We start from the raw sequence: 19,276 nt of genomic DNA, 5'->3' as shown, positions 1-19,276 counted from the left end.
ATCCCTTTCGAGACACAGGAACTCCCCATGGACAGCACCGCGCTCCGCACCAAGATCCTCGACCTCGCAGTCGCCGCGGGGGACGGCAGCGTCTCCGCCGCCGAACTCGCCGCCGCCAACTACTCGCTGCGCGACGTCGGCTACTCCTCGCTCTCGTACATGCGCCTGATCGACAGCATCGAGAACGAGGTCGGTGTCTACCTGGACCCGGAGGCCGACATCGAGCACTACGAGAGCATCGACTCCGTCACGGCCCTGGTCGTCGCCAGCGGGGTGGGCGCCGATGCCTGAGAGGGCGGTGAGCGGCTGTCCCACGATCGGGATCGTCGGTCTCGGGCGGCTCGGCTCGGCCCTGCGGTCGGTCTGTGAGGCCGACGGTACGAGGGTCTCCCTCACCGCCTCCCGCCGTGGCGGCTGGGCCGCCGAGGCGGTCCCCGACGTGCTCGTCGACGCCAGCGCACCCGAGGCGCACGCCGACGTCCTCGATTTCTGCGCCACCCATCGCGTACCGCTCGTCGCCTGCGTCTCCAACCTCACCGACACCCAGTGGAAGGCGCTGGAGGAGCTGGCCGAGCTGGTGCCGGTGGTCCGGGCCACCAACCTCTCCTTCGCGCACTACCTTCAGGTGCGCATCGCCGAGTTCACCGCCGGCCTCGCCACGGGCCGGTTCGGGGCGACCACCACCGTCCGGGAGCGGCACCCGCTCGGCAAGGCGCACCGTCCCAGCGCCACCGCGCTGGCGCTCGCGGACACCTGGGCGGGGGCGAGCGGCCGGGCGGTGGCCGACATCGCCGACGAGCGGGCTGGACTGCCCGTCAGCGAACACGAGTTGACCCACACCTGGGACGGCGAGTCGCTGCACGTACGGCACCACGTCGGCAGTTGGACCGTGCCGGCCCGGGGCGCCCTGGCCGCCGCCGACTGGGCCCGCGCCGCGGCTCCCGGCCTGGTCACCATGCGGAACGTCTACGACGACCTGACAGCGAGGAACACGACATGAGCACCGATGAACCCCGGCCGCTGAATCCGGCCGAGAGCCGGCTCGTCCTTCAGGTGGCGATCGGCGCCCGGATGCTGTCCCTCGACGGGCACGACGACTTCAACCAGGGCCAGATCTCCGCGCGGATACCGGGCCGGGACGAGTTCTTCATCAAGGGCGCGCTGGTCGGCTTCGACGAGGCCGCCCCGGCGGACGTGGTCCGCTGCTCGGTGGACCACACCCTGCCCGCGCCGCCGCTGGCGCCGCCGGAGCTGCCGCTGCACCAGGCCATCTACCGGGCCCGCCCGGACGTCAACGGCATCGTGCACAGCCATGCGCCGTACACCCTGCTGTTCGGTGCGACCGACCTGCCGATGCGCCCGATCTCGCACGACGGTGCCTACTTCCGCGACCGGATCGGCCTGTTCACCGAGACCAGCAACACGGTCCTGGACATCGAGACCGGTGACCACATCGCGAAGGACCTCGACGGGCACCCGGCCGTCCTGCTGCGCAACCACGGTGGAGTGATCGTCGGCAAGAGCGTCCGGCACGCCTCCGTCTTCGCCCAGGTCCTCGAACGGGCCTGCCGTCTTCAGCTGACCGCCGAGAGCACCGGCGTCCCGTACACGTGGTCCACCGAGCAGGACGTGGCCGCCAAGCAGGACTTCATCTACGCCGACCTCTCGGTCCGCTCGTACTGGGACTACGCGGTCCGCCGGGTCGGCCGGCACTGGCCGGAGACCCTCGACTGGGGCCGTGGCTGACCCGTCGAGCCCCCCACCCGAACGGTCTCCACAGGTGGAAGATCCGTCGCTCACCACACCCCACATCACGGAGGTCGTCCGATGAAGGTCCAGCGCATCCTGCCCACGGAGGAGGCGGCCGATCTGCTCGGCCTGGTCCGGGAGATCGCGGCCGCCGAGCTCGCCCCCCGGGTCGCCGAGTTCGAGGCGGGCCACGAGTTCCCCCGGGAGATCGTGCGCACCCTGGGCAAGGCCGGGCTGCTGAGCCTGCCGTACCCGGAGGAGTACGGCGGTGGCGGGCAGCCGTACGAGGTCTACCTCCAGGCGCTGGAGGAGATCGCGTACCACTGGTTCGGGGTGGCCGAGGCGGTCAACGTGCACAACCTCGCCTGCTTCGGCACCGCCACGTACGGCACTCCGGCCCAGCGCGAGGAGCTGCTGCCGGACATGCTGAGCGGCGAACTGCTCGGCGCGTACTGCCTGTCGGAGGCGGAGGCCGGCTCGGACGCGGCCTCGCTCACCACCCGGGCGGTACGGGACGGCGACGGGTACCGCATCACCGGCACCAAGGCCTGGGTCACCCACGCCGGTCACGCGGACTTCTACAACGTGTTCAGCCGGACCGGCGGGCCGGGGGCCCGCGGTCTCTCCTGCCTGGTCGTCCCGGGCGGTACGCCGGGCATGGTCGTGCACGAGCCGGAGCGGAAGCTGGGCGTCTGGTCCAACCCCACCGCGCAGGTCGGCTTCGAGGACGTCCGGGTGCCGGCCGGACGCCTGATCGGACGCGAGGGCAAGGGCTTCCTGATCGCGATGGGCGCCCTGGACTGCGGCCGCCTGGGCATCGCGGCCTGCGCGGTCGGCATCGCGCAGGCCGCCGCCGACTACGCCGTGCGGTACGCGAAGGAGCGCCGCCAGTTCGGGCAGCGGATCGTCTCCTTCCAGGGCGTCGGCTTCCTGCTGGCCGACATGGCCACCCAGATCGCGGCGGCGCGCGCGCTCACCCTGGCGGCGGCCCGCCTCAAGGACGCCGGGCTGCCGTACTCGCTGGAGGCGGCGAAGGCCAAGCTCTTCGCCACCGACATGGCGATGAAGGTGACCACCGACGCGGTGCAGGTGCTCGGCGGCGCCGGTTACGTCTCCGACCACCCGGTGGAGCGCTGGATGCGCGAGGCCAAGCTGCTGCAGATCGTCGAAGGCACCAACCAGATCCAACGCATGGTCATTTCGCAGGGCCTGGACTAGCCCTCCGTCGCGGTCGGGCCGATGTCAGCGGCTCGGGCCGACGTCAGCGGATCGGGGCCGACGTCAGCGGCTCGGGCGATGTCAGCGGCCCCTTTCAGCGGCCTCGTACGAGGCAACCACCGAAGGAAAGGTGTGGAACACGATGACCACGCTCGAGGAGCGGACCATCAGACTGGAGTCCGCGCGCGCCGGGACCGGCCCGGCCACCTGGGGGCAGCGGGCGATCTGGGGTGTCGTCACCCGGCTCGGCGACGACGCCCCCCGGTACAACCTGCGGCTCGACCTCCCGCTCACCCCGCCCCGCCCCGCCGGCCGCGTACTCGCGGACCTGACGGAGCTGCTCCGGATGCACGACAGCCTGCACACCAGGCTCCTGCCGGTCGGCGAGGACGGTCTGGAGCAGGTCGTGGACGGGTCCGGCGAGCTTCCGGTGGAGGTCCGCGCGTGCTCCGGGGCGGAGGCCCCGGCGGTCGGTGAGGCCCTGATGGAGGAGCTGGCCGGGCGCTCCTTCGACCACGCGCGGGAGTGGCCGTTCCGGGTCGGCCTGGTGGAGTGCGAGGGCCTGGTCCACCGGCTGGTGCTCGCGGCCTCGCACACCGCGATGGACCTCTGGGGCGAGGGCCGGATGCTCCGCGACCTGGAGCTGATCGAGGCGGGGGAGTCCGCCGAGGCGCTGCTCCTGGCCCGCCCCGCCCTCCAGCCCCTGGAGGCCGCGGCGGTCCAGGCGTCGCCGCTCGGCCGTCGCCGGGACGAGGGGGCCCGGCGCTACTGGTGCGAGCGGCTCACCGCCGGCCCGCGCCGGATCTTCCTGGACCCCGCGGATCCGGAGCGCGCGGTGACCGATCCGGGCCGGATGTTCCCCAACGCCCTGCTGCACTCGCCCGCGCTGGCGGTCGCCGTCGAGCGGGTGGCGGAGAAGCTGGGGGTGAGCGATGCCGCGGTGCTCCTCGGCGCGGCCTCGCACCAGCTGGCCAGGATGTCCGGGAGCAGCGACGTGCTGTTCCAGGTGGTGGTGAGCAACCGCTTCCAGCCGGCCGCCGCCGAGTCGGTGAGCACGATGGCGCAGGAGGCGGTCTTCCTCCTCACGGACGCGGACAAGGACTTCGAGGACGCGGTACGGCGGACACGGTCCGTCTCGTTCAGCGCGTTCCGGCACGCGGGGTACGACAAGTGGGCGCTGGACCGGGAGGTGGCGGGCCTGGTCGAGCGGGGCGAGGCGGGCGACCACTCGTGCTGGTGGAACGACACCCGGGACCCGGGCGACGGGCCGTTCGACACGGTCGGTCGGCCGGCGGCGCCGCTGAGCGAGCTGGCCGGCCGGACCGTGTTCAGCTGGCCGACGGAGTTCCTGCCGCGGGTGAACGTGTCGGTGGCGGTGGACGTGCTGTCCGCCCCGGGGGCCCTGGAACTCTGCATGACCGCGGACCCGGCGGTCCTCTCCCGTGAGGGGATGGAGCGCTTCCTGCGCGGGGTCGAGGAATCGGTGATCGCCGAGGCGACCGCCCAGGGGGACGAATGAGCAAGCGATACGCGGGAATCGCCTGGACCGGCGCGGGCTACCAGGTCGAGGTCCTCGACACCGCCGGGCACCGGGTGACGGAGCCGAGCAGCTGGGGCGCCGCGCAGGTGGCCGAACTCGTGGCCCGGCTCCGGGAGCTGGGCGAGGAGCAGCCGCTGGCCGCGGTGTTCGACAGCACCAACGGCCTGCTCGACGGGCCGATGACGGCGGCCGGTCTGGAGGTCTACCGGGCCGACCCCTGGCTGCTGCCGGACCGGCCGGAGTTCGGTTCGGTCCCGGCCGCCCGCCTTGCGGAGCAGGCACGGAGCGAGCCCGGCGCGCTGGCCCGGGTGACCGCCGAAGGGGGCAGCCTGACCGGCCGCGCCGACGAGTACTTCGACGGCGTACGGCGCAGCGAGCCGATCCAGGCCGCGCTGACGGCGGCGGGACGCTGCATCGAGCACGGCCGAAGGGACACGCCGCAGGTCGCGCTCACCTTCGACGACGGCCCCGATCCCGTGCACACCCGCCGGATCCTGGAGATCCTGGACCGCTACGGTGTGCGGGCCACGTTCTTCTGCGTCGGTCACCATGTCGCGGCGCTCCCCGACGAGGTGCGCCGGATCGCCGCGGCCGGCCACGAGCTCGGCAACCACTCCTGGTCGCATCCCTTCCTGCCCGACCTGACACCGGATCAGCTGCGGGAGCAGATCGACCGGACGACGGAAGCGGTGGCGCGGCTGACCGGTGAGGCCCCGACGCTGTTCCGGCCGCCGTACGGCGCGCTGACCCCGGAGGTGCTGGCCGCCCTGGCGGACCATCCCACCACCATGACGATGTGGGACGTGGACTCCCGCGACTGGTCCAGGCCGGGCCCGGAGCGGATCGCCGAGACCGTGCTGGGGGCCGCCGGGCCCGGCTCGGTGGTGCTGATGCACGAGGGCGCGGGCGATCGCGGCCAGACCGTGCGGGCCCTTCCCTCGATCATCGAGGGCCTGCTCGCGCGCGACCTGGAGCTGGTCACGGTGGGAGAGCTGCGCCCGGCGACCGTCCAGGCCGAGCCGAGCCGCTGAACTTCGCCCCGATCGCCCCCGCCGTGATCCGCCCCCCCTACCGCCCCTCTGTGCCGCGCCCCGCTCGACCATCAAGCTCACCCTCACGCTGGAGTAGTGAAGAGACATGAACGATCACTCGGCAGACCCCTCTGCGGCGGGGCCTCCCTCGCAGATCAAGGACCGGCCCGCCGAGGCGTCGTCGGCGGCCGGAGAACCGGCGATCTGGACCCGTAACTTCCAGTACTACTTCACCGCCCGCAGCGCGGGCCTGCTCGGCTGGGCCATGCTGCCCGTCGCGGTCTCGGCCGGGCTGCTCAGCGCCGGGTACGGCCTGAGCACCGCCGGGTACGCGATGGCCTTCCTGGTGGGCCCGTTCGCCGGGCTCGTGCTGTTCGGCGGGGTGCTCGCCGACCGGTTCACCGCCCGCCGGATGATGATCGTGGCCGACCTGGCCAACCTCACCGCCCATGTCCTGCTCGCCTTCCTCTTCATCCAGGGCATCGACCACCTCTGGCACCTGTACGGGGTGCTGATGGTGGTCGGCACCGCCAACGCGATGTTCCAGCCGGGCGCCTCCTCGACCGTCCCGCTGGTGGCCCGGGACGTGCAGGGCGCCAACGGGGTGCTGCGCATATCCGAGGCGTTCACCGCGCTGGGCGGCCCGGCGCTGGCCGGTGTGCTCGTCGGCGTCGGCGCCACCGGCTGGGTGATGGTGATCTCCGCCGTTGCGTACGGGACCAGCGCGGTGTGCCTGCTCGCGCTCCGGCTCGGGATGGTGCCCGCCCCGCCGGCCGGCGAGAGCCTCGGGCGCAACCTGGTGGTCGGCTGGCACGAGTTCCGCTCCCGCAGCTGGCTCTGGGGCGTGATCGTGATCTGGATGTTCTTCGCGATGCTCTCCTGGGGCCCGCAGCTGACGCTCGCCGCCGGCGTGATCGTGCCCGCGCACGGCGCCACCGCCTTCGGCCTGCTCAACTGCGCCTTCGGCGCGGGCACCGTGGCCGGTGGTCTGCTGGCGATCCGCTACAAGCCCGAACGGCCGCTCGCCGCCGGGGCCGTGGCGCTGCTGGCCTTCCCGCTCTACCCGCTCGGCATCGTCCTCGACTGGCCGGTCTGGCTGCTCGCCGTCGCCCAGGTGGTGGTCGGCGTCGGCATCACGTTCTGGGGCGTCATGTGGGCCACCAGCGTGCAGACCCAGGTGCCGGGTGAGGTGCTCAACCGCGTCCACGCCTACGAGGTCGCGGGCTCCGTCGGCATGTTCCCCATCGGCAGCGCGCTGGCGGGTCCGGCGGTCGCCGCGTTCGGTACGGACAAGGTGCTCCTGGTGGGTGTCGTGGTCGCTCTCCTCACCGCCGTCGCCCTCCTGTCGACCCAGCCCATCCGCACGCTGGGCCGGGTCCCGAACCGCGCCTGAGCGGCCCCTTGGAGGGCGTGCCTGAGCGGGGCGGCCCGGAAGGCGGCCCGGTCGATGGCACCCCTAGGCCCGGGCGGCGGCCCGGTCGACGGTCACGGCCGAGAAGATCAGGCCGTCGTGGACGTACCAGCGTCCGGTCATCCGGGAGAGCGGACGCCCGGCCACCACCGGGCCGGTCCGGCGCAGTACGGCGGTGAACACGTCGGATCCGGGATCGAAGTCCAGTTCCGTCTCCTGGAAGCCGAGCGAGCCGCCCGCCAGGGGGTACCACGCCTTGTAGACGGCCTCCTTGGCGCTGAAGAGCAGCGTCTCCCAGTGCACTTCGGGGTGCCCGGCGCCGAGTGCCGCGAGGTGCGGCACCTCGGCAGGGGAGGCGATCTTGGTGAGCACGCCTCGCGGAAGCGGGGCGTGCCGCTCGGCGTCGATGCCGATCGAGGCGTGGCGATCGTCGAGGGTGAGCGCGGCGGCCCGGTATCCCAGGCAATGGGTCATGCTGCCCACCACCCCCGAGGGCCACAGCGGCTCGTGCCGGTCACCGGACAGTACGGCGACGGCCGGCAGCCCCAGATCGACCATGGCGCGCCGGGCCAGGTGCCGAACGGTGGTGTACTCGCGACGGCGTTCGTCGACGGCGTTGCGTACCGCCGCTTCCTCTCCCGGAAAGAGCCGGGCGTCCGGAGGATCGCCGAAGGACTCGGCGACGGCGACTCCTTCCGGCATGAGATCAGCGATCATGCGCCCAGCGTAGGGCGCTCCGGGCGGCCCGAGCAGACCGGAACGGGTGACGTGCCCCAGACGGCTCGGGAGTTCGCGGTTCCTCCTCCCTCACCGTCGTGACGCGCCACCCGCGAGCTGACCGGGGGGCCGGTGCCCGCGCTCCCCTCAGTCCTCCAGGCCCGGCACTCCCAGCTCCGCCATCCGCTCCGGGTCCGCGATGATCTGGATCTGCACGATGCGCTCGTCCACGACCGTGAAGGCCATGAGCCCGAACAGTCGGCCGTCCACGTACGAGACGATGCCCGGGGCGCCGTTGACCAGCACCTTCCGGTACTCGCGCCGGAAGCGGGCGTACAGGAGCGCCTGGTTGACGACCGCCTCGGCGCCACGGACGAGGCCGGAGGCCGCCGCGAGCGCCTTGCCGCCGTCCACCCGCAGGACCACGTCCGGGTCGAGGACCGCGAGCAGCCCCTCGAAGTCGCCGCCGTGCGAGGCGGCCATGAAGGCGTCGACGACCTGGCGCTGCCGGGCGATGTCGGGCGCCGGGGACGGGGCGGCGCCCTGGACGCGGCGGCGGGCGCGGCTCGCGAGCTGGCGGGTCGCGGCCGGGGTGCGGTCCACGATCGGGGCGATCTCGTCGAAGGAGACGGCGAACATGTCGTGCAGGACGAAGGCGAGCCGCTCGGCCGGACCCAGCGTCTCCAGGACCACGAGCAGTGCGAGCCCCACCGAGTCGGTGAGCAGCGCCTCCTCCTCGGGGTCGCGGGTGGTGCCCTCCGCGCCCCGGACCAGCGGATCGGGGATGAAGTACTCCAGCGGGTCCTCCCGGCGGGAGACGCGCGAGCGCAGCATGTCGAGGCAGACCCGTCCGACGACCGTCGTCAGCCAGCCGCTGAGGTTCTGCACATCGCTGATGTCGGAGCGGCTGAGCTTGATCCACGCTTCCTGGACGGCGTCCTCGGCCTCGCTCAGGGACCCCAGCATCCGGTACGCGACCGCCTTCAGATGCGTGCGGTCGGCCTGGAAGCGCTCGGCCAGGAGGTCCTTCTCGTCCATCGGTGTCTCCCTCGTTGATGACCGTCATCGAGATGACGGACGGCGCCGGCGAAACGTGACGGGTTCGCACCCCCGAACCCTCCGCTGCGTGAGATCCCCTGTCGTCCCCCGCAGAACGCCCGGAAATCCCCGGCCGATGGGCCGCACTGCCGGGGATTGCCACTTCAGCGCCGTGATCTTCGACCGTAGATTTTCATGCATGACGACAACCGCGCAGGTCAACGCTGTACTTCGCACCCCGCCCGCCTCTCCCGAGGCCGCGGCCGCGTACTTCTCCGCCAGCCTCGCCTTCCACGCCGACGTCTCCGATGTCGCGGGCGCCCTCGCCACCGACGGCGACCCCGGCTTCGTGGTCCTGGACTCCCGCTCCACCGCGTCCTGGGACCAGGGCCATGTCCCCGGCGCGGTCCACCTGCCGACCGCGCTCATCGCCGAGCAGGCCGAGCAGCTGCTCGACAAGGCCGTGCCCGTGGTCACGTACTGCTGGGGCCCGGGCTGCAACGGCGCCACGCGCGCCGCGCTCGCCCTGGCGCAGCTGGGCTACCAGGTGAAGGAGATGCTCGGCGGCTTCGAGTACTGGGTCCGCGAGGGCTTCCCGTACGAGACGTGGGAGGGCCCCGGGAAGAAGGAGGCGGACCCGCTCACGGCGCCGGTCGACGCCGAGGACTGCGGCTGCTGAGAACGCCGCGGGAAAACCGATTAGGGGATCGGCTCACCATGCCGTAAGGTCATATTCACCGACGCGGGGTGGAGCAGCTCGGTAGCTCGCTGGGCTCATAACCCAGAGGTCGCAGGTTCAAATCCTGTCCCCGCTACTCAGTAGCAACGAAGGCCCGGATCCAGTCACTGGATCCGGGCCTTCGTCGTGTCCGGGGGTCCGGGCCGTCGGGCTTGACCTTTACGCAACGTCAAGATTTAGCGTTTTCCTCATGGAGTGGTCGATCCAGGAGATCGCCAAGAAGGCCGGCACCACCAGCCGCACTCTCCGGCACTACGGAGAGCGCGGACTGCTGGAGCCGAGCCGGATCGGCGCCAACGGTTACCGGTACTACGACCAGGCGGCGCTCGTGCGGCTGCAACGCATCCTGCTGCTGCGCGAGCTCGGGCTCTCCCTGCCCGCCATCGCCGAGGTCCTGGAGGGTCAGCGGGACACGCCGGCCGCCCTGCGCACCCATCTGCTGCTCCTCGAACAGGAGCGGGAGCGGATCGGGCGGCAGATCGAGGCGGTGCGGACCACTCTCCACAAGACGGAGAACGGAGAAGAACTCATGGCGGAAGAAGTGTTCGACGGATTCGATCACACGCAGTACGAGGAGGAGGTCACCGAGCGCTGGGGCCGCGACGCGTACGAGAAGGGCGACCGCTGGTGGCGCTCGCTCAGCGCCCAGGAGAAGCAGGCGTTCATGGACGAGCAGGCCGGCATCGCCCGTGACTTCGGGCAGGCGGCACGGGACGGCCTCGCCGCCGACAGCGACGAGGTCCAGGCGATCGCGCGTCGCCACGTCGCATGGCTGTCGACCACCACGACGCCGACGAAGGAGTACGTGATCGGCCTCGGCCAGATGTACGTCGACGACCCGCGCTTCGGTCAGAACTACGACCAGCACGGCGAGGGCACCGTCCTTCTCGTCCGGGACGCGATGGCCGTCTACGCGGAGCGCAACCTGTGAGCGGCCGGCCCCGGGGTCTGCCCTGCTGAGGTAACCCACTTGGCCGAGCGAAGGTCGCCGCGCGGCGCGGCGCCCGGCACCCTGGGGTGGGCGCGGTACGGTCCGTCGCCGTGTACGGACCGGGCAGGAGAGCACAGGTGGGGCAGGGGAGCGGGAACGGGAAGGGAAACGGGAACGGGAGCAGCGCTGACGGGAACAGCGGGAACGGGAACGGGAGCCCTCGGGCGCGTGCCGAGCGGACCCGCCGGTTCCTCCGCGCCCTGCCCCCGCTGGTGATCCTCGGCGGGGTCGTCTTCGACCTCTCCACCCCGCCCGCGTACACGGCCGCCCCGATGTTCTCGGCCGCGCCGCTCCTCGCCGCCCCGTTCTTCTCCATGCTGACGACGCTGCTCACGGGCATCGCCGCGATCCTCGCCGGCGTCGGGCTGCACCTCTACAACGGCACCTCCAGCGAAGTCCCGTCCCTCACGGAGACGTTGACCGTCATCACGGTCTCCGCCCTCGCCCTGCTGGTCAACCGGGTCGTACTGCGCAGCGGGGAGCGGCTCGCCTCGGCGCGCGTGATCGCGGAGACCGCGCAGAAGGCCGTCCTGCCGACGCCCGCCGAGCGGATCGGCGGGCTGCACGTCGCCGCCCGCTACGAGGCCGCGCAGGCGGACGCGTTCATCGGCGGTGACCTGTTCGCCGTCCAGGACACGCCGTACGGGGTACGGCTCGTGGTCGGCGACGTCCGGGGCAAGGGGCTCGACGCGGTCGAGGCGGTCGCCATCGTGATCGGCGCCTTCCGGGAGGCGGCCGAACAGGAGGCGACGCTCGAGGGCGTCGCGCAGCGGCTGGAGCGGGCCCTGGCCCGGGAGGGCACGCGCCGCTCCAGCCTCGACGCCATCGAGGGGTTCACCACCGCCGTCCTGGCCGAGATCCCGCGCGGGGACGGGCACGTACGGGTGGTGAACCGCGGCCACCCCGAGCCGCTGCTGCTGTACGCGGACGGGGGCCTCGCCCACCTCGAACCGACCGAGCCCGCCCTGCCGCTCGGCATGGGGGAGCTGGCCGCCTGGCCGGACCGGGCCGACGAGGTTCCGTACCCCCCGGGCGCCACGCTGCTCCTCTACACCGACGGGCTCTCCGAGGCGCGCGACGCCTCGGGGGCCTTCTACGATCCGGCCGAGCGGCTCGCCGGGCGGATCTTCCCGGGGCCAGAGGAGCTGCTCGACGCGCTGGTCGACGACGTCCGCCGGTACACGGGCGGAGGCTCCACGGACGACATGGCGCTGCTCGCGGTGAGCCGGCCTGCGGTCGGGCAGCCGGAGCGGCGCAGGACGATGCCCGTGGTGCCGTGACCATCCGTAGTGGAGAGGTACCGCTGAGATAACAATTGACGCACCATCAGTTCAGGGGGCTCGGCAAAGGTCCGTACTGAAGCGGGATCAAATCGGGCTGTACCAGTTCAATCTCGTTAATGATCAAGCGGAACAGCTTGGAATCCGGCCCTCGTGTCTATTAACGTTCGATAACGCAGCGCGGTCGTCCCAGCCGTCGTAAGAGACGGCACCGTGCGCACGCGCCGAATCTCGAAAGGGAACCGGGGAACCACTACTTGGGGTGAATCGGGCACCGTCGCACTCGTGCGACACCGCCCGTAGGAGACCTTCCTGCTCCGAACCCGTCAGCTAACCCGGTAGGCGAGAAGGAAGGAAAGGAGTACGCCTCCGTGGCGTCCAACACCCCTGCTCCCGAGGGTCTTTCTGACGGGTTCAACGCGTTCGGCGCCCCGGGCGCCGCCGGGACGGACGACGACGCCGCGACGTGGGGGGAGTGGAACCCCACCGAGGACTCCCTTCGCCAGCAGGCCCGTTCGGGCGGCCGTCACCGTGTCGTGAAGCAGCGCTCCGGATTCGCCCGCTCCTCCACCGTCCTCGGTGTCGGTGTCATCGCGGCCGTCGGCGCGGGCGGCATGGCGACCGCCAAGGACAAGCCCCCCGTCTCGATATCCCTCCCCGACCTCAACCTGCCGGACGCCTCCGAGCTGCCCGGTGTCGGCGAGCTGATCTCCGGCGAGGACGGTACGGACTCCGGGACGAACAACCCGCAGCCGCTCACGGCCACCCTGGCGCTCCCGGCCGACAGCACCCAGAAGGCCGAGGGCTCCCCGGCCGCCTCGACGGCGGACGCCGGTGAGGCGCTGCGCGCCCGCATCATGCAGCAGGCCGAGCAGCAGCAGGCCTCCGCCGACGCCGACCAGAAGGCCGCGGCGGAGAAGGCGGCCGCCGAGAAGGCGGCGGCCGAGGCTGCGGCGAAGGCGGACGCGGCGGAGAAGGCCGCGGCCGAGGAGAAGCGGAAGGCCGAGGAGGCCGCCGCGGCGAAGGCCGAGGCCGAGCGCCTCGCGAAGCTCGCCGCGAGCTACTCGCTGCCCACGTCCTCGTACACCCTCACCTCCACGTACGGCCAGTCCGGCTCCATGTGGTCCTCCGGGCAGCACACCGGCCTCGACTTCGCGGCGCCCACCGGCACCCCGGTCAAGGCCGTGCACGGCGGCACGATCAAGTCGGCGGGCTGGTCCGGCTCGTACGGCTACCGGATCGTCCTGGAGCTGGAGGACGGTACGGAGGTCTGGTACGCACACCTGTCCTCGATGACGGCGAGCGTCGGCCAGTCCGTGGGCACCGGTGACACCATCGGCCGCGTGGGCGCGACCGGCAACGTGACCGGGCCGCACCTGCACCTGGAGGTCCACACCCCGGGCGGCGCGGGCGTCGACCCGGCGGCCTGGCTGGCGGGCAAGGGCATCTCGGTCTGACCCCACGCGCCGGACACGCGAAGGCTCCACGCGCTCGTTCCCACGGCTTCGGCAGTCCTGGCGGCGTCCCCCCGACGCCAGGGCTGTCGGAATACCCGTACGGCGGTGGGTGTTCGAGCCTCGCATGACCTCTCTTCGCCCGCTGGGCAGCTCCGACCTGCACGTCTTCCCCCTGGCGCTGGGCGGCAACGTCTTCGGCTGGTCCGCCGACCAGGCGCAGTCCCTCGCCGTCCTCGACGCCTACACCGCCGCCGGCGGCAACTTCGTCGACACCGCCGACATGTACTCCCACTGGGCCGAGGGCAACCAGGGCGGCGAGTCCGAGACGCTCATCGGCAAGTGGCTGGCCACCCGCGGCAACCGCTCCGACATCGTCCTCGCCACCAAGGGCGGCGCCCACCCCCAGTACAAGGGCCTCTCCGCGACCACCATCAAGGCCGCGGCGGAGGAGTCGCTGCGCAGGCTCGGCACGGACTACATCGACCTGTACTACACGCACTTCGACGACACCTCCGTCCCGGTCGAGGAGATCGTCACCGCGCTCGACCAGCTGGTGAGGGACGGCAAGGTGCGGGCCGTCGCCGCCTCCAACATCGCCCCCGAGCGGCTCCAGGCCTCCCTCGACTTCGCCGAGGCCGAGGGGCTCGCCCGCTACGTCGCCCTGCAGCCGCACTACAACCTGCTCTCGCGCGACACGTACGAGGGCGAGCTGATGGCCACCACCGAGCGGGCCGGGCTCGCGGCCGTTCCGTACTTCGCGCTGGCGTCCGGCTTCCTCACGGGCAAGTACCGCCCGGGGAAGACCGTCGACAGCGTCCGCGCCGAGGGCGCCGCCGCGCACGCCGAGACCGAGCGGGGCCGGCGGATCCTGGCCGCGCTGGACACCGTGGCCGAGGCGCACGGCGCGGAGGTCGCCACCGTCGCCCTGGCGTGGCTCGCGTCCCGGCCGACCGTCGCCGCGCCGATCGCCTCGGCCCGTACGGTCGAGCAGCTCCCGGCCCTGGTCGCGGTCGCGGACCTGCGACTGACCGACGCCGAACTGGCGCTCCTGACGGAGGCCTCCGCCGCTCAGGAGCCTGCCGGGAGGGGCGCCTAGCTGCGGTACGGGTTGTAGCCGCCGTAGTCGAGGTACTGCGGCGGCGCCCACACCCGGCCCGTCGCCCGCGCCGCGTACGTCAGGGCGGGCGACGCGACCGCCTTGCGCTGCCAGAGGTGGTGGAGCAGTTCCTGCTCGCGCGCGGTGAACTCCGGTCCCGCCGCGCCGCGCTGCGCGCGATGGCGCAGGAACGCGAGGGTCGTCGCGAACGCCTCGTACTCCCCGACCGCGGCGGCGGCCGGCTTGCCGTACGTACGGCGGGCGAAGTCACGGGCCACGGAGCGGGCCCGCATCGAGGAGAGCGCGAGCGGCTCCGCGGGCGAGAGCCAGCCGGCCGCCGCGTACGCCGGGAGCTGCCCGGATATCGTGCGCAGTTCGCGCTGTCTGCTCCATATCGCGAGCCAGGTGAGCAGGGCGAGCGTGGGCACCATGAACATGCCGTAGACCAGGATGAAGCCCAGCGGCCCGAGGATCGTCGCCGAGCCGTTCCACAGGGCGTGCATGCCCATGGCGAGGAGCAGCCCGGCCAGCGGCAGCAGCGTCCGGCGCAGTCGCAGGAACGTGCGGCGGGAGGAGGCGAGGGCGGCGAAGGCGAAGCCGAGGCCGGTGAAGACGGTGAAGAGCGGATGCGCGAACGGCGACATCACGACCCGTACGAAGAACGTGCCCGCGGTCATGGCGCCGAGGCCGCCGGAGCCGACGTCCTGGTCCTCGCCGAAGGCGTTGCCGAGATAGAGGATGTTCTCGGTGAACGCGAAGCCGGTGGCGGTGAAGCCGGCGACCACGACGCCGTCGACGAGGCCGGTGAAGTGCCGTCTGCGGAAGAGGAAGATCAGCAGGATCGCCGCGGCCTTGGCGCTCTCCTCCACGACCGGTGCGACGACCGTGGCACCGAGGGACTCGGCGGAGGCGGGGTCGGCGGTGGCGGTCGCGATCCAGCGGACCGCGAAGGAGTTGGCGAGGATCGCGACGAGCGTGGCGGCGAAGGCGCCCCAGACGAAGGCGAAGATCAGATTGCGCCAGGGGCCCGGTTCGACCCGGTCCAGCCAGCGGAACGCGGCCAGCAGCAGCGGCACGGGCAGGACGGCCAGCGCGAGCCCGACGAGGAAGCCCTCCGTCCCGGTCTGCTCCCGCACGATCGCCAGGATCACCAGCGCGCAGATCGCGAGCACGGTGATCACGGCGACGGCCCGGACCACCCTGCTGCGCCAGAAGGCGCGACGAGGCCTGTAGCGCCACTGGGCGCGGTCCGGGACGGCCGCAAAGTCCGGCTCTTCGGTGTCCCGAGTGGGGACGGGGACGCGGTTCGACACGTGAGCGACCCTAACGAGCGGGACCGACACCCGCGACGGGGTTCTCCGTCTTCGGCCGTTTCCTGTGGAGAAGTGGCACTATTTCCTGTGGAAAAGCAGGTCGTGCACGACGTGGCCCTTGTCCAGGCCCTGTCCCTCGAAACGGGTGAGGGGGCGGAAGGCCGGGCGGGGCGCGTAGCCGCCGCCGGGCTGGGTGTTCTCGAAGTCGGGGTGGGCGGAGAGCACCTCGAGCATCTGCTCGGCGTACTCCTCCCAGTCCGTGGCGCAGTGCAGGACGGCGCCGGGCTTCATCCGCGTCGCGAGCAGCGTGAGGAACTCGGGCTGGATCAGCCGCCGCTTGTGGTGGCGCTTCTTGGGCCAGGGGTCCGGGAAGTAGACGCGGCAGCCGTCGAGGGCGTCGGAGGCGAGCATCTCGCGGAGCAGGATGATCGCGTCGCCGTTGGCGACCCGGACGTTCTCCATGCCGCCCCGGTCGGCGAGACCGAGGAGGTTGCCCTGGCCGGGGGTGTGGACGTCGACGGCGAGGATGCCGGTGCCGGGGTCGGCGGCGGCCATCCGAGCCGTGGCCTCGCCCATGCCGAAGCCGATCTCCAGGACGACGGGAAGGCCGCCGAACATCTCGTTCAGATCGAGGATCCGCTTGCCGTCGATGTCGAGACCCCAGTCGGGCCAGCGCCTCAGCATCGCCTCGGCCTGACCGGCGGTGACGCGGCTGCGGCGGGGCTGGAAGCTGCGGATCCGCCGCTCGTGGTGCGACCCGGCGGGATCGGGCAGCGGCCCTTCCCCGGGGGCGAACATCCGACTGCCCCGCCGGGCGACGGCGGGCTCGGTACGGGCGACGGTTTCACGGGTCTCAGACACAATGCGTCCAATTCTACGTGCCGGGGCCGGGGTGCCCCCTCCCGTCCCGGTGGGGGGCTACAGCAGAGCCAGGGCCCGGCGGGCCACCTCGCGGCCGATCGGCAGGGACGCCGTCGCCGCCGGGCTCGGCGCGTTCAGGACGTGGACCGTCCGCGGCGCCTCGCGGATCAGGAAGTCGTCCACCAGCGTCCCGTCCCGCAGCACCGCCTGGGCCCGCACCCCCGCCGGGGCCCGGCGCAGATCCGTTTCCTCCACCGACGGGAGCAGTCGGCGCACCGCCTCGGTGAAGGCCCGCTTCGACAGCGACCGGCGCAGCTCACCCGCTCCGTACCGCCAGTGGTCGCGCGCGATCTGCCACGACCCGGGCCACGCCAGCGTCCCCGCCAGCTCGCCGGGCCGGACGACCGACCAGTCGTATCCCTCCCGCGCCAGCGCCGGCACCGCGTTCGGCCCCACGTGCACACCGCCGTCGACGCCACGGGTCAGATGGACCCCGAGGAAAGGGAAGGCCGGGTCCGGCACCGGATAGACCAGGCCACGGATCAGCGAGGGGTCCGCCAGCTCGTAGTACTCGCCCCGGAAGGGCACGATCCGCATGCCCGGTTCGTCTCCGGCGAGCAGCGCCACGCGGTCGCAGTGCAGCCCGGCGCAGTTCACCAGGACCCGTCCGCGCACCACCGTCCCGGCCGCCGTGCGGACCGCGACGCCCCAGGGCCGACGGTCGACGGCGGTGACCTCGGAGCCGTACAGGATCCGGGCGCCGGAGGCGTCGGCGAGCTGGGCCGCCACCGCCCCGTAGTCGCAGATCCCCGTCGTGCCGACATGGATCGCGGCGAGGCCCCGCACGCTCGGTTCGTACGCGGCGATCTGGGCGGGCCCCAGCTCCCGCACGGGGATGCCGTTCTCCCGGCCGCGCTGCACGAGCGCGTGGAGCCGGGGCAGCTCGTCGCGCCCGGTGGCGACGATCAGCTTGCCGGTGACCTCGTGGGGCAGGCCGTACTCCGCGCAGAACTTGACCATCTCGGCCGCGCCCGTGACGGCGAACCGCGCCTTCAGCGAGCCCGGCCGGTAGTAGATCCCGCTATGGATCACTCCGCTGTTCCGCCCGGTCTGGTGGCGGGCCGGGCCGTGCTCCTTCTCCAGGACAGTGACGCGGGTGCCGGGCGCGGCGCGGGTCAGGGCGTACGCCGTCGACAGACCGACGATCCCGCCGCCGATCACGAGCACGTCGCAGTCGACGTCGTGCGTGGACACCTGCACCACCTCCCACCCCGATAGTGCACTGGCCCACTGACAAAGGCGCTAAACCCCGTGGGACACGCCTCACGCCGGGGCCATCAGCAGGGGCCGGGCCCGCTCCCGCAGCTCCATGACCCTCGGCTCGTCCCCGTACGGTTCGAGGCGGTGCAGAAGATCCCGTACGTACTCGGTGGTGCGGGCGGACGAGATGCGGCCCGCGACCTCCACCGCGCGCGTGCCGGCCGCGCAGGCCGCGTCCAGATTGCCCGATTCCAGCTCCGCGACCGCCGAGACCACGAGCCGCAGCCCGTGGGAGCGGACGAACTCCTCCGTCGGCCGGGACAGCGCCTGCTCGGTGAAGCGGCGGACCTGGCGCGGCGCCTTCAGGTCCCGGTAGCACTCGGCGGCGTCCGCGCAGAACCGGTCGTACGAGTAGAAGCCCAGCCACGACGGGTCGGCGTCGCCCTCCCGCGAGCGCTCCAGCCAGCCCTCGGCCGCCTTCAGGGCGGCCGCCGCGGCGGTTCCGTCGTTGGCCTTCGCGTGCGCCCGGGCCTCGACGAGCCGGAAGAAGGACATGGTGCGGGCGGTGGCGAGCCCGCGGTTGCGCTCCAGGGCGGCCTGGGCGAGGTCCACGCCCTCGTCGGCGAAGCCCCGGTAGGTGGCCTGGAGCGACATGGAGGCGAGGACGTAGCCGCCCAGGGGCACGTCGGCGGCGGCCCGGGCCAGGCGCAGCGCCTGGATGTAGTACCGCTGGGCGGCCTCCTGCTGGCCGGTGTCGAAGGCCATCCAGCCGGCCAGCCGGGTCAGCTCGGAGGTCGCGCCGAACAGGGCCCGGCCGACCTCGTCCGAGTACGAGCCGAGCAGCAGCGGGGCCGCGTCGACGCGTAAGCACTCGGGGACCATCGAGGAACGCCAGTCTCCGCCACCGTACTTGGAGTCCCAGCGGCGCGCGTCCTCGGCCGCCTCACGGAGCTTGGCGACATCGCTGTGGCCCACGCGCGCGTGGGGGCCGGTCTCGGGCCCCTCGGCGGCCGGTCCTTCGACGGGCCCGACCAGCCGCTCCACGGAGGAGTCGGCGGGCGTTATCAGCCAGCGGGAGGCGGGCGTCGCGTAGGCGCTCACCGCGAACGATCCGGCCAGGGACTGCCAGATTCCGCCGCCGCCGGCCCGGCGGCCGGCGAGATCCAGTCGGTAGAGCTCGGTGGCCGAACGGACCGCCTCGCCCACGTCGCGCGGGAAGGCGAGCCCCACCTCGGGTGCGGGGTCGGCGTCCGCGAGCCCGATCTCGTGCAGCGGCACCGGGCGGCCGAGCTTCTGGCCGATCGCGGCGGCGATCAGATGCGGCGCCGCGCCCTGCGGCACCATGCCCTTCGACACCCAGCGGGCCACCGACGTCTTGTCGTACCGAAGCGTCAGACCGCGCTGCGCGCCGAGGTCGTTGACGCGCCGGGCGAGGCCGGCGTTGCTGATTCCCGCGAGGGCGAGAACCGTGCCGAGCTTTTCGTTCGGCCCGCGTTGCTCCCTGGACATGACGCCACCCCTCGACCCCAGACGGCCGCCACGACGCCGGGCATAGGCGTGCGGCATTCGTAAACA

At 72.5% G+C, this 19,276-nt stretch carries 18 protein-coding genes, 1 tRNA gene and 1 riboswitch; of the genes, 13 read left to right on the top strand and 6 right to left on the bottom strand.

Going from position 1 to position 19,276, the window contains the following annotated elements; genetic code table 11:
- Nucleotides 1-27 precede the first annotated feature (27 nt).
- The 7 genes from ACZ3OF_RS15685 (at nt 28) to ACZ3OF_RS15655 (ending at nt 6,931) form a co-directional block, all read left to right on the top strand.
- Nucleotides 28-291 carry a phosphopantetheine-binding protein gene (locus ACZ3OF_RS15685; protein WP_352189709.1) on the top strand — a complete coding sequence of 88 codons (264 nt, stop codon included), beginning with the start codon at nt 28-30 and terminating at the stop codon, nt 289-291.
- Nucleotides 284-1,000 carry a dihydrodipicolinate reductase C-terminal domain-containing protein gene (locus ACZ3OF_RS15680; RefSeq protein ID WP_467305014.1) on the top strand — a complete coding sequence of 239 codons (717 nt, stop codon included), beginning with the start codon at nt 284-286 and terminating at the stop codon, nt 998-1,000. Before ACZ3OF_RS15685 ends, ACZ3OF_RS15680 begins: the two co-directional genes overlap by 8 nt.
- On the top strand, nt 997-1,746 hold the full coding sequence (locus tag ACZ3OF_RS15675) for a class II aldolase/adducin family protein (protein WP_361670627.1): 750 nt from the start codon (nt 997-999) through the stop codon (nt 1,744-1,746). Before ACZ3OF_RS15680 ends, ACZ3OF_RS15675 begins: the two co-directional genes overlap by 4 nt.
- A gap of 81 nt (nt 1,747-1,827) precedes the next feature.
- Complete coding sequence (locus ACZ3OF_RS15670) at nt 1,828-2,967, top strand: acyl-CoA dehydrogenase family protein (protein WP_361670630.1); 1,140 nt, start codon at nt 1,828-1,830, stop codon at nt 2,965-2,967.
- 142 nt (nt 2,968-3,109) lie between these two features.
- Nucleotides 3,110-4,486 (top strand): condensation domain-containing protein, encoded by a 1,377-nt coding sequence (locus tag ACZ3OF_RS15665; protein WP_361670632.1) that lies wholly within the window; start codon nt 3,110-3,112, stop codon nt 4,484-4,486.
- Complete coding sequence (locus tag ACZ3OF_RS15660; protein ID WP_361670635.1) at nt 4,483-5,538, top strand: polysaccharide deacetylase family protein; 1,056 nt, start codon at nt 4,483-4,485, stop codon at nt 5,536-5,538. The genes ACZ3OF_RS15665 and ACZ3OF_RS15660 overlap by 4 nt, the downstream gene beginning before the upstream one ends.
- Before the next feature lie 106 nt (nt 5,539-5,644).
- On the top strand, nt 5,645-6,931 hold the full coding sequence (locus tag ACZ3OF_RS15655; protein WP_467305010.1) for an MFS transporter: 1,287 nt from the start codon (nt 5,645-5,647) through the stop codon (nt 6,929-6,931).
- A gap of 63 nt (nt 6,932-6,994) precedes the next feature.
- Here the strand turns inward: ACZ3OF_RS15655 and ACZ3OF_RS15650 are convergent, their stop codons facing one another.
- Nucleotides 6,995-7,666 carry a 4'-phosphopantetheinyl transferase family protein gene (locus ACZ3OF_RS15650; protein WP_361670642.1) on the bottom strand — a complete coding sequence of 224 codons (672 nt, stop codon included), beginning with the start codon at nt 7,664-7,666 and terminating at the stop codon, nt 6,995-6,997.
- Between the two features lie 147 nt (nt 7,667-7,813).
- Complete coding sequence (sigJ, locus tag ACZ3OF_RS15645; protein ID WP_361670644.1) at nt 7,814-8,704, bottom strand: RNA polymerase sigma factor SigJ; 891 nt, start codon at nt 8,702-8,704, stop codon at nt 7,814-7,816.
- 199 nt (nt 8,705-8,903) lie between these two features.
- Here sigJ and ACZ3OF_RS15640 point away from each other — a divergent pair, with 199 nt between their 5' ends.
- The 6 genes from ACZ3OF_RS15640 (at nt 8,904) to ACZ3OF_RS15615 (ending at nt 14,267) form a co-directional block, all read left to right on the top strand.
- Nucleotides 8,904-9,383 carry a rhodanese-like domain-containing protein gene (locus ACZ3OF_RS15640; RefSeq protein ID WP_361670646.1) on the top strand — a complete coding sequence of 160 codons (480 nt, stop codon included), beginning with the start codon at nt 8,904-8,906 and terminating at the stop codon, nt 9,381-9,383.
- 62 nt (nt 9,384-9,445) lie between these two features.
- Nucleotides 9,446-9,519 (top strand) — tRNA-Met (locus tag ACZ3OF_RS15635).
- Between the two features lie 114 nt (nt 9,520-9,633).
- Nucleotides 9,634-10,374 carry a MerR family transcriptional regulator gene (locus tag ACZ3OF_RS15630; protein ID WP_467305007.1) on the top strand — a complete coding sequence of 247 codons (741 nt, stop codon included), beginning with the start codon at nt 9,634-9,636 and terminating at the stop codon, nt 10,372-10,374.
- A 260-nt stretch (nt 10,375-10,634) separates the two neighbouring features.
- On the top strand, nt 10,635-11,714 hold the full coding sequence (locus tag ACZ3OF_RS15625; RefSeq protein ID WP_361670730.1) for a PP2C family protein-serine/threonine phosphatase: 1,080 nt from the start codon (nt 10,635-10,637) through the stop codon (nt 11,712-11,714).
- Nucleotides 11,715-11,926: 212 nt separating this feature from the next.
- A riboswitch (cyclic di-AMP (ydaO/yuaA leader) is annotated at nt 11,927-12,074 on the top strand.
- An 11-nt stretch (nt 12,075-12,085) separates the two neighbouring features.
- Entirely contained in the window at nt 12,086-13,171 is a 1,086-nt protein-coding gene (locus ACZ3OF_RS15620; protein ID WP_361670650.1) for a M23 family metallopeptidase, read from the top strand.
- A 124-nt stretch (nt 13,172-13,295) separates the two neighbouring features.
- On the top strand, nt 13,296-14,267 hold the full coding sequence (locus ACZ3OF_RS15615) for an aldo/keto reductase (protein ID WP_361670652.1): 972 nt from the start codon (nt 13,296-13,298) through the stop codon (nt 14,265-14,267).
- Here ACZ3OF_RS15615 and ACZ3OF_RS15610 read toward each other — a convergent pair.
- The 4 genes from ACZ3OF_RS15610 to ACZ3OF_RS15595 form a co-directional block, all read right to left on the bottom strand.
- Nucleotides 14,264-15,580: a PrsW family intramembrane metalloprotease gene (locus ACZ3OF_RS15610; RefSeq protein ID WP_361670654.1), complete on the bottom strand. Its 1,317-nt coding sequence runs from the start codon at nt 15,578-15,580 to the stop codon at nt 14,264-14,266. The genes ACZ3OF_RS15615 and ACZ3OF_RS15610 overlap by 4 nt on opposite strands.
- Before the next feature lie 78 nt (nt 15,581-15,658).
- Nucleotides 15,659-16,378 (bottom strand): tRNA (guanosine(46)-N7)-methyltransferase TrmB, encoded by a 720-nt coding sequence (gene trmB, locus ACZ3OF_RS15605; protein WP_361670733.1) that lies wholly within the window; start codon nt 16,376-16,378, stop codon nt 15,659-15,661.
- 120 nt (nt 16,379-16,498) lie between these two features.
- Nucleotides 16,499-17,695, bottom strand: coding sequence for an L-2-hydroxyglutarate oxidase (gene lhgO / locus ACZ3OF_RS15600; protein WP_467305003.1), 1,197 nt, complete (start codon nt 17,693-17,695; stop codon nt 16,499-16,501).
- Between the two features lie 69 nt (nt 17,696-17,764).
- Complete coding sequence (locus ACZ3OF_RS15595; protein ID WP_361670660.1) at nt 17,765-19,210, bottom strand: MFS transporter; 1,446 nt, start codon at nt 19,208-19,210, stop codon at nt 17,765-17,767.
- Nucleotides 19,211-19,276 lie beyond the last annotated feature (66 nt).

The organism is Streptomyces sp. NPDC022552 (assembly GCF_055561875.1).
This window is presented reverse-complemented; position numbering and strand designations above follow the sequence as displayed.